Here is an 8,423-nt window from a genome sequence, read left to right on the forward strand (position 1 = left end):
CCGACGCCAGCACCAAGCCCAAGCCAAGATCGGTCACTACGCCCGACAATCTCTCACCGAGCCCTGAAACGGATCTCCTGCTGGAGTACTAGGCGACCCGGCTGCGGAATCGAGCTGCTGCCTGCCTCAGCTGCCCGCACGTTCCCGTAGGGTTTGCCGGAGTTCATCGGGAAGGCCTTCGATCGCCGCCAGCGTGGGCAGCAACTCCGGCTCGGTCAGGTAGGCATGGAAGGCCGCCGCGATTGTTACCCCGTGGGCGGGTCGGTGGCGCACCGAAACCGGATCTCCGGCTTGAACCTCTCCCGGTGTGACGACCCGAAGGTAGGCGCCCGGTCGATTTTCCCGGGTGAACCGCTTCACCCACTGCGGCTCCGCCATCTTGGCCTGGAAAGTGACGCACGGAATGCGGCCAAAGGTCGGCTGAAGTTCGAGGTGGTCGCCGATGCGCCAGGTCTCGCCAATCACCGCACCGTTGACGTCAACACCGACCGTGGTCAGGTTCTCGCCGAAGATCCCGCCCGGCAGCGCTCGGCCGAGTTGGGCTTCCCACCAGTCGTAGTCCTCCCGGGCATACGCGTACACGGCCTGGTCGTCGCCGCCGTGGTGCTCGATGTCGAAGATCTGGTCGCCGACCAGGCCGCTGTGCAGACCGGTGGTCTTCGGCCCGGGGGCCCGGACCGGCACGGGTCCGTCAACTGGCTGCTTGTTGATGCCGGTGACCCCGACTCGCTTCGCGGTGCTGTGTTCCGGGACCGCCAGGTTGACCGAGAGGATGCTGCCCATAGGCAGCAACCTATCGATCGTCCGACATGGAGCAAAGGGCTTTCGAGTGCGGTCTACGACGCGGCTTCCAGTACGACGACGGGGATCTCCCGGGTGGTCTTGGCTTTGTACTCCGCGAAGCCGGGGAAGGCGTCCTTCTGCGCGCTCCAGATGCGCTCCCGCTCGTCCCCAGCGGCGACTCGGGCCACCAGGTCGAACGTGTCCGTCCCGATCTCTGCCTTGACCTGCGGATGGGCCCGCAGGTTGTGGTACCAGTCGGGGTGGCTGGGGGCCCCGGCCTTGGAGGCGAAGACGGCATAGCCATGATCCAACTTCTGGTACATCATTGGGTTCAAGCGCGGTTGACCACTCTTGGCACCCACCGTGTGCAGGAGCAGGAGGGGCGCGCCCGCGAACTGGCCGCCGACCCGCCCGTCGTTTTCGCGGAACTCTTTGATGATCTTTTCGTTCCAGTCGTCCATGATCTCTCCTCGCTGGCGTACCGGTCCGATTATCGTCAATCCGGCAACCCCGCAATGCCATCCGTTGGGCTACCATCCACCCGATATGCGAGAGCTGACTGCGCCGAACGCGGCGTCGGGGTGTCTGTTCGGGTTGGCCTACGGTGACGCGTTGGGCGGACCGACCGAGTTCATGGCGGTCCCCGACATTCATGCCCGCTATGGACCCGACGGCCCGCGCGAGTTGGCGGGCGACCCCGCACCGGTCACCGACGACACCCAACTGACCCTGGCGGTCGGGATGGCGCTGTTGGACGCGCCCACGCCGACGGCCGAGGTGTTGGAGCCGCTGCTTCGGGAGCGGTTCGTGCAGTGGGCGGCCAGCCCCGACAACAACCGCGCACCGGGAATGACCTGCCTGCGTGCCTGTGCGAACCTCGCCCTCGGCGAGCCGTGGACCCAAGCCACGATGATCAGCTCCAAGGGCTGCGGCGCGAACATGCGGGTCGCGCCGGTCGGGCTCGTCGCCGGCTACGACCTGGACACCCTCGCCGGGGTGGCGCAACTGCAGGCCGCGCTGACCCATGGGCACCCCACCGCGCTCGCGGCCAGTGAGCTGACCGCGTACGCCGTGCGGCTGCTGCGCGACGGCGCGGAGCTGCCATCCCTGCCCACGCTGCTGCGAGCCCGCGCCCACGACCAGCGCACCGTTTACCGCGACGAGTGGTTGGGTGTGTTGTGGCAGCAGCCCGGCGTCACCAGTCCCGCCGACTACCTCGCCCGAGGCTGGGACGAGTGCCGGCACGTACTGGATCGGCTCGATCTCGCGCTCGCCTCGGCCGATGATGGCGCGGACGCCTGCCGGGTCACCGGTGCCGGTTGGATCGCCGAGGAGGCCCTGGCCACCGCACTGTTCTGCGCGATCCGGCATGCCGACGATCCGGTGTCCGCCCTGGCCCGCGCCGCCACCACCTCCGGTGATTCCGACTCCATCGCCTGTCTGACCGGCGCGTTCCTCGGTGCCGCCCTCGGTATGGCCGCGTGGCCGGAGTCCTGGCGTGATCAAATCGAGTACGCGAGCGAACTCGCCACGATGGGCGCAGCCTGGGACTGACTCTGCAGCCCGCGATCCAGCGCATTTTGCGTTACCCAACTACCCTGTTTTCGATGATCGATCAATATGCGCGTCAGCATTCTGCCGGGTGTGTATCAGCCCGGGGGTAGGCAGCCTCATCTGTATCAGCGATGACGTAGCGAATTGGTAGGAGTCGCCACCAGGTGTCAGCCCCGCCGCATCGGTTTAGTGCCCGGGAGTCCAACCAGCGGCCTCCCCACCGGTTCCGCGCGCCAGCGCGGCTGAGTCGCCCAGTTGAGAGGAAGAACCGGCATGCACACCGTCGACCTCGCCCTTCGAGCCCGGCCCAACGCCAACACCCCGTGCAACCACCAGCCGACGTGTCCCGCCGCGAGCGCGGTCGACCACGAGGCTGCCCGCATCATCGCCTCCCACCCGGAGCAGGGCTGGAACCTGCGCTGCAACGGCGTGATCGCGTTCGACGACACCGGTGAATTGATGCCCGACAACAGTCCGGTCGCCCCGCACCGTGGCCCGGCTCGGCACTGGGAGAACTGCAGCGGAGCATGACCCGATGCCGCCGACCCGTCGCCCTTACCGCCGGGTCAGGCGGTCGGAACCCAGAACCGAAGCTTCTCGCTGCGCTGGTCGGCGAAGATCCCGCCGTTGTGTTCGATCACCCTACGAGAGGCGACGTTGTCCACGTCGCACGTCACCAGGGCAGACGTGATGTCCAGGCGGTGCGCCACGGGTAGCGCGGCGGTCAGCATCGCGGTCGCGTGGCCCCGCCGCCGTGCGGTTGGTCGCACGTCATAGCCGATATGACCGCCGAAGTCCCGCAGGTAGGGGGTCAGGCGATGCCGGATTGCGACGCGGCCGAGATAGGCGTCGTCCTGGATCCACCACAACGTGGTTGATGGCACGTGCCCGTCGGGGCGCGGGGAGTCCTCGAGACTCTGTTTCCGTAACCAGTCGACGTAGCTGGCGAACCCGGCGGGAGTTGACCAGTGGCGGGTGAACTCACGCAGCTCGGACCCGATCCCGCTGCGGTCCTCCGCGCTACCGCGTCCCTCGGCGCGGAACTCGGCCATGGCGGCAACGAACGATTGATGTACCTGTACGGTGGGCCGGCTCAGCTCGGGCATAGCGATATCGATAGCGAATCGGCCGCGTCGGCGCACCCGTATTTGGGTGAGCTGCTACCCCGTTGTGGGGCGGGTGCCGAGCAGGCCGGATGGCCCGGGCTGGTGGTGTTTTCGTCGTCTACTGTCCCGTGCATGAGCGAACAGCCTGGATGCGCCGCATGACGGGTCGAGAGTTCGCCGTGTCGCTGGCCCGGCCGGCGCTCCCCCCGGGCCGGCCGCGATGCCCCGGGCCGGTTGTGCTACCGCAGGCCGGCCGTGCTATCCCAAGTAGGCCGCGATGCGACGGGTCGGCAGCACTGTGCTGGCCGCCGCGAGCGGCAGCTGCCGGACCGGACTCCCGAGGCGCACCAGCCCGGTCGGGCTACTGGTCGATCCCGTCGCCTGCGGTCGGAGCCCGACTACCCTCCTGCTCCGATATGGTCTTTCGCCCGTGGGCGGACGCCCGGGCTGACGGCGGCCGGGGGTACCCCACATGATTTGTAGGGACGCCACCGGCGTCGGTAGCGACAACAGGAGGATGAGATGGCAGACGGTTTGGTGATGGCCTCCGGCCCACGCATCGGCGTGTTGGCCGACGCGTGGGGTGGTTCCCTGGCGCGGGAGGTTGCACTGGTTGTTGGTGGGGCCGCTGTCGTCGGTGCCGCCGCGCAGGTGTCGGTAGCGATTCCCGGGTCGCCGGTCCCCGTGACCGGGCAGACCTTCGCGGTGCTCCTGGCCGGGACTGCGCTTGGTTCGGCCCGTGGGGTGGCGAGCATGCTGCTCTACCTGGTGGCGGGGGTGTTGGGGGTGCCGTGGTTTGCCGACGGGGCGCACGGCTGGCCGGCCGCGACCGCGGGTTACCTGCTGGGCTTCGTGTTGGCCGCGGCGGTTGTCGGCCGGCTGGCCTCGGCCGGGGCGGATCGGCGGCCCTGGCGCATGTTCGGGCTGATGGTGTTCGGGAACGTGGTGATCTATGCGGTTGGTGTTCCCTGGTTGACGATTGCCGCCGGGATGGACGTTCCGACCGCGCTCCTGCTGGGCCTCGTTGCGTTCCTGCCGGGCGACCTGCTCAAGGCCCTGCTCGCTGCGGGCCTGCTACCCGGCTCGTGGCGCCTGGTGCGTCGACTGTCCGGCGGCGCGTGAGCGAGCTCGTGGACCCGGGGGGCGCTCCTCGGCCCAGGACTTCGGCAGGGAGACCGGCGGTCGGTTAGGGCGTGACCGTGCTTGCTGGCGTCAATGTGAGAACGGCTCCCGGCATCCTTTCCTGCCCGATCGGCGTTCGCACGGCGGTGACCTGGATCGCGTCTGCCTCGATCTCCAGATCGAGCAGCGCTTTCCGGGTGGCCGCTGGCGCGAAGTCCGCAGCCGCGCGTAGCACCTCGAGTTCGGGCTGGATCTGCGCGGCGAGTCTCTGCCCGGTGCGCTCGTCCGCGATTGTCCCGAGAACAGGGGCCGAAGGTCACGTCCCAGGAGATTTTACTGAGGTTAGCCTTACCTAATCTCAAAGTGGGTCTGGCTGGGGGCGTGCATGACGAGCAGGACGTTCGAACAGGGGGCCGACGGTCGGCCCCAGGGTGAGGCCGGGGGCGGCGAAAGGACGCTCGCCGACCTCACGCCCAGCGCCACGGCGCAGGTCGTCAGCGTCTCGGTGCCCGGTTCACCGGCTGTCGCGCGGCGCCTCGCCGACCTCGGATTTACGCCGGGCACGGAGGTCCGGGTGCTACGCCGGGCACCGCTGCGTGACCCCCTGATCTACCAGGTGAAAGACTACGAGATCTGCCTACGCCGGGCGCAGGCGTCGTGCGTGACCGTGGTCGAGGTGGACCGGTGAGTAGCTCCTGCCACGAGAGCGGCCAACCGGCGGCCCAGCTGACCCAACTGCCGCAGGTGGCCCTGGTCGGTGCCCCCAACGCGGGCAAGACGAGCGTTTTCAACGCCCTGACCGGCCTGAACGCCAAGACCGGCAACTATCCCGGGGTGACCGTGGCCCGCTTCGCCGGGACCTGCCGAGTCGGCGATCGAAAGTTCGCTGTCGAAGATCTACCCGGCTCGTACGGGCTGGACCCGGTCAGTCTGGACGAGCAGGTTCTGGTCGATGTCCTGGACGGCGACGGCATGCGGGCACCGGATGCGTTGCTGATCGTGGTTGACGCGACGACCCTGCGGCGCTCGTTGGGATTCGTCGCGCAGGTGCTGGCCCGTGGTCTTCCCAGCTGCGTGGTGCTGACCTTCACCGACGAGTTGCTCCGCCGCCAGGGCGCGGTGGATGTCGACGCGCTGAGTCAGGCCCTGGGAGTGCCGGTGGTCGCGGTGGTCGGGCACCGTGGTCACGGCATCGCCGAGCTGCGGGAACAGCTGCTCGACTGGAGAGACTGGCCGACGCCGGTGATGCCACCACCGGTGGACCCGGGTGAGCAGGACGCCTGGGTGGAGTCCGTCCTGTCCTACGCCGGATACCGGGTGGCCCAACCGCACGGCCTCACCCGACGGCTCGATGCGGTGCTGCTGCACCCGCTCCTGGGCACCGTGGTCTTCTTCGCCGTGATGGTGCTGTTCTTCCAGACAGTCTTCGCCCTGGCCGCTCCGCTCCAGGGCGGGGTCGAGGCGTTCTTCGGCGTACTGTCGGAATGGGTGTCGGCGCACGTCACCAACCCGTGGCTGTCGGGCCTGTTCGGCGATGCCCTGATCGGCGGGGTCGGCGGAGTCCTGGTCTTCCTGCCCCAGATCATGCTGCTGTTTCTGCTGATCTCTCTCCTTGAGGGCGTCGGCTACATGTCCCGCGCGGCGGTCCTGATGGACCGGGTGATGGGCCGCGCGGGACTGGAGGGACGCGCCTTCGTGGCGCTGCTGTCGTCGTTCGCCTGCGCAATCCCCGGCATCATGGCCACCCGCACCCTGCCCTCGGCCAAGGACCGGATCGCCACGATGATGGCGGCGCCACTGATGACCTGCGCGGCGCGGCTTCCGGTCTACGTGGTCCTGATCGGTCTGCTGGTCGACCCCGCCGCCACGTTCGGCCCGTTCGGTCTGCAGGGCCTGGTCATGTTCGGGCTGTACCTGCTCGGGGCGGTCTCGGCGATGCTGGCCGCGTGGGCGTTCAAGAAGTTCGGCGACCGCCGTAGTCAGCCGACACCGTTCTATCTCGAGATGCCGCCGTACCGGCTGCCCTCGCCCCGGGCGGTCCTGCTGGCGGTGTGGGGCGCGGCGAGTTCGTTCCTCCGCAAGTGCTCGACCATCATTGTGGCCACCACGATGGTGCTGTGGTTGCTGCTGAACCTGCCGCTGCACTCGACCGAGCAGATGCAGGCGGCGGGCGTCGACACCGCTGATTCGGCGGCGGTGTCGGCCTACGTCGTTGACCACAGCTACGCCGCCGAGGTCGGTCGGCTGGTGGCGCCGGTCTTCGACCCCCTGGGTTTCGACTGGCGGATCAATGTCGGCGTGCTGTCCGCCCAGTCGGCCCGGGAAACCTTCGTCGCCACCCTCGGCCAGGTCGCGGCGGCCGAAGACCCCGAAGACCCGGCCGACGCGTTGCGTGCCATGACCTACTCGGACGGCCCCCGCGCCGGGGAGCTGATCTTCACCGCGCCGACGATCGCCGCGCTGCTGGTGTACTTCGCCTTCGCCCTCCAATGTATGGCGACCGTCGGGGTCATCCGGCGGGAGACCGGCACCTGGCGATGGCCGTTGGTGGCCTTCGGCTACCTCACCGTGACGGCCTGGCTGATGGCCTACCTTGCCCGGACCGTGACCGCCTTCTTCGTGGGGTGATCCGGATGGTTCCCCTGCACCCGCAGCGCTGTGCCGACGAACCGGATCTGCTGCGCTGGGTCATCCCCGCTGACCTGCTCGATTCGGTCGGTGTCGTCGCCGCGGCCCCGCCACCGCTGGCGGGGCTGCTCGCCGACGGGATCCTCGCCGAGCTCGGGCTCGAGCCCGCCGCCGTACTCACCCGCCTCGGTCCGCGGCACAGCTGGGGAGAGCAGGGGCCACGGGTACGCGGCGCGCTGCACGCCGCGCTCGGGGAACCCGGCGGCTGGCACGTCGTGCCCGACTCCGGTGAGCGGGCCGGGGACGCGGAGCTGCGTACGCTGACCCAGCAGCTCCTCGACGGGCCGGTCGGGCAGTTCGCGGCCGCGCACGGCGGCCGGATCGACCTGGTGGACGTGCGGGACGACGTGGTCACCGTCCGGCTCGCTGGTGCATGCAACGGCTGCCCAGCTGCCCGGAGCACCCTGCACGGCCAGCTGGAACGCCGCCTCCGGCAGCGCTATCCGGCGTTGCGCGCGGTCGTTGACCACTCGCCCCGGTCGATCAGGCCGGCACGGCGGTGACCACGAGGTTGTCGCGGTAGCGGCGAGTGTCGGCGTCGAAGGGGCCGCCGCAGGTTATGAGGGTCAGGCGCCGGTCGCCGTCGCGGGCAAAGTACCGATCCAGCGGAATTCTTGTCTTCTGGTACTCCTCCCGGGCGATCACCCGGTAGGTGCGTTCCTGGCCGTCACTGCCGGTCACGATCAGCCGGTCGCCCTGGTCCAACTCCCGGAGCCGGAAGAACGCACCTTCGCCCTGAGTGGAGCTGTCCACGTGGCCGGCGATCACTACCGAGCCCGCCGGCGCCGCCAGCCCCGGGCCGTAGCGGTACCAGCCGACCTGGTCCACGCTGGGCGGTACCTCGAACTCACTGGTCTGTGGATTGATACCGACGGCCGCTACCGTGGCGGTCACCCCGATTGTCGGGATCCGTAGGCCGACCGGCGGAACAACCGCGGCGCCGGTCGGCAGCGCACCCTTGCGTACCGGCACCGGCGATCGGCCGCCGGCCGCGGAGGGGGCGGTGTCGGCGAGGGCAGTCACCTCGTCCGCGCCGACATCCGCCGCGGGCCGAGCGGCAACGGCGACCAAAGCCGCGACGGTGAGGGCGGCGCCGGCGGCCATCGCCGCCAGCGCCCCGCGGTGGCGTACCGTCACCGGTTGCTCCTCCGGGTGGTGGCGAACCGGGCT

Annotated in this window: 10 protein-coding genes; 6 read left to right on the forward strand and 4 right to left on the reverse strand. The window is 69.3% G+C overall.

The genetic code is table 11. The features are described from left to right. Positions 1-126: 126 nt before the first annotated feature. Both K228_RS0123235 and K228_RS0123240 read right to left on the reverse strand, forming a co-directional pair. Entirely contained in the window at positions 127-783 is a 657-nt protein-coding gene (locus K228_RS0123235) for an MOSC domain-containing protein (protein WP_025620547.1), read from the reverse strand. Positions 784-836: 53 nt separating this feature from the next. Next, entirely contained in the window at positions 837-1,244 is a 408-nt protein-coding gene (locus tag K228_RS0123240) for a nitroreductase family deazaflavin-dependent oxidoreductase (protein WP_025620548.1), read from the reverse strand. Positions 1,245-1,329: 85 nt separating this feature from the next. Between K228_RS0123240 and K228_RS0123245 the strand changes: the two genes are divergently transcribed. Both K228_RS0123245 and K228_RS0123250 read left to right on the forward strand, forming a co-directional pair. Next, a complete protein-coding gene (locus K228_RS0123245) occupies positions 1,330-2,337 on the forward strand; it encodes an ADP-ribosylglycohydrolase family protein (protein WP_025620549.1) in 1,008 nt (335 codons plus the stop codon). A 273-nt stretch (positions 2,338-2,610) separates the two neighbouring features. Then, positions 2,611-2,868, forward strand: a complete 258-nt coding sequence (locus K228_RS0123250) for a DUF5999 family protein (protein WP_025620550.1) — start codon at positions 2,611-2,613, stop codon at positions 2,866-2,868. A 35-nt stretch (positions 2,869-2,903) separates the two neighbouring features. On the opposite strand, the gene K228_RS0123255 is transcribed toward K228_RS0123250, so the two are convergent. Beyond that, positions 2,904-3,443 carry a GNAT family N-acetyltransferase gene (locus K228_RS0123255; protein WP_025620551.1) on the reverse strand — a complete coding sequence of 180 codons (540 nt, stop codon included), beginning with the start codon at positions 3,441-3,443 and terminating at the stop codon, positions 2,904-2,906. A 522-nt stretch (positions 3,444-3,965) separates the two neighbouring features. Here K228_RS0123255 and K228_RS0123265 point away from each other — a divergent pair. The 4 genes from K228_RS0123265 (at position 3,966) to K228_RS0123285 (ending at position 7,756) form a co-directional block, all read left to right on the forward strand. Then, complete coding sequence (locus K228_RS0123265; protein WP_025620552.1) at positions 3,966-4,565, forward strand: biotin transporter BioY; 600 nt, start codon at positions 3,966-3,968, stop codon at positions 4,563-4,565. A 385-nt stretch (positions 4,566-4,950) separates the two neighbouring features. Continuing rightward, entirely contained in the window at positions 4,951-5,253 is a 303-nt protein-coding gene (locus tag K228_RS0123275; RefSeq protein ID WP_025620553.1) for a FeoA family protein, read from the forward strand. Continuing rightward, complete coding sequence (gene feoB / locus K228_RS0123280; RefSeq protein ID WP_025620554.1) at positions 5,250-7,193, forward strand: ferrous iron transporter B; 1,944 nt, start codon at positions 5,250-5,252, stop codon at positions 7,191-7,193. The genes K228_RS0123275 and feoB overlap by 4 nt, the downstream gene beginning before the upstream one ends. A gap of 5 nt (positions 7,194-7,198) precedes the next feature. Then, positions 7,199-7,756 (forward strand): NifU family protein, encoded by a 558-nt coding sequence (locus K228_RS0123285; RefSeq protein WP_025620555.1) that lies wholly within the window; start codon positions 7,199-7,201, stop codon positions 7,754-7,756. On the opposite strand, the gene K228_RS0123290 is transcribed toward K228_RS0123285, so the two are convergent. Then, complete coding sequence (locus tag K228_RS0123290) at positions 7,737-8,390, reverse strand: class F sortase (RefSeq protein WP_025620556.1); 654 nt, start codon at positions 8,388-8,390, stop codon at positions 7,737-7,739. The genes K228_RS0123285 and K228_RS0123290 overlap by 20 nt on opposite strands. Positions 8,391-8,423: the final 33 nt, after the last annotated feature.

It is taken from the genome of Salinispora cortesiana, assembly GCF_000484695.1.
GTDB classification, from domain to species: Bacteria; Actinomycetota; Actinomycetes; order Mycobacteriales; family Micromonosporaceae; genus Micromonospora; species Micromonospora cortesiana.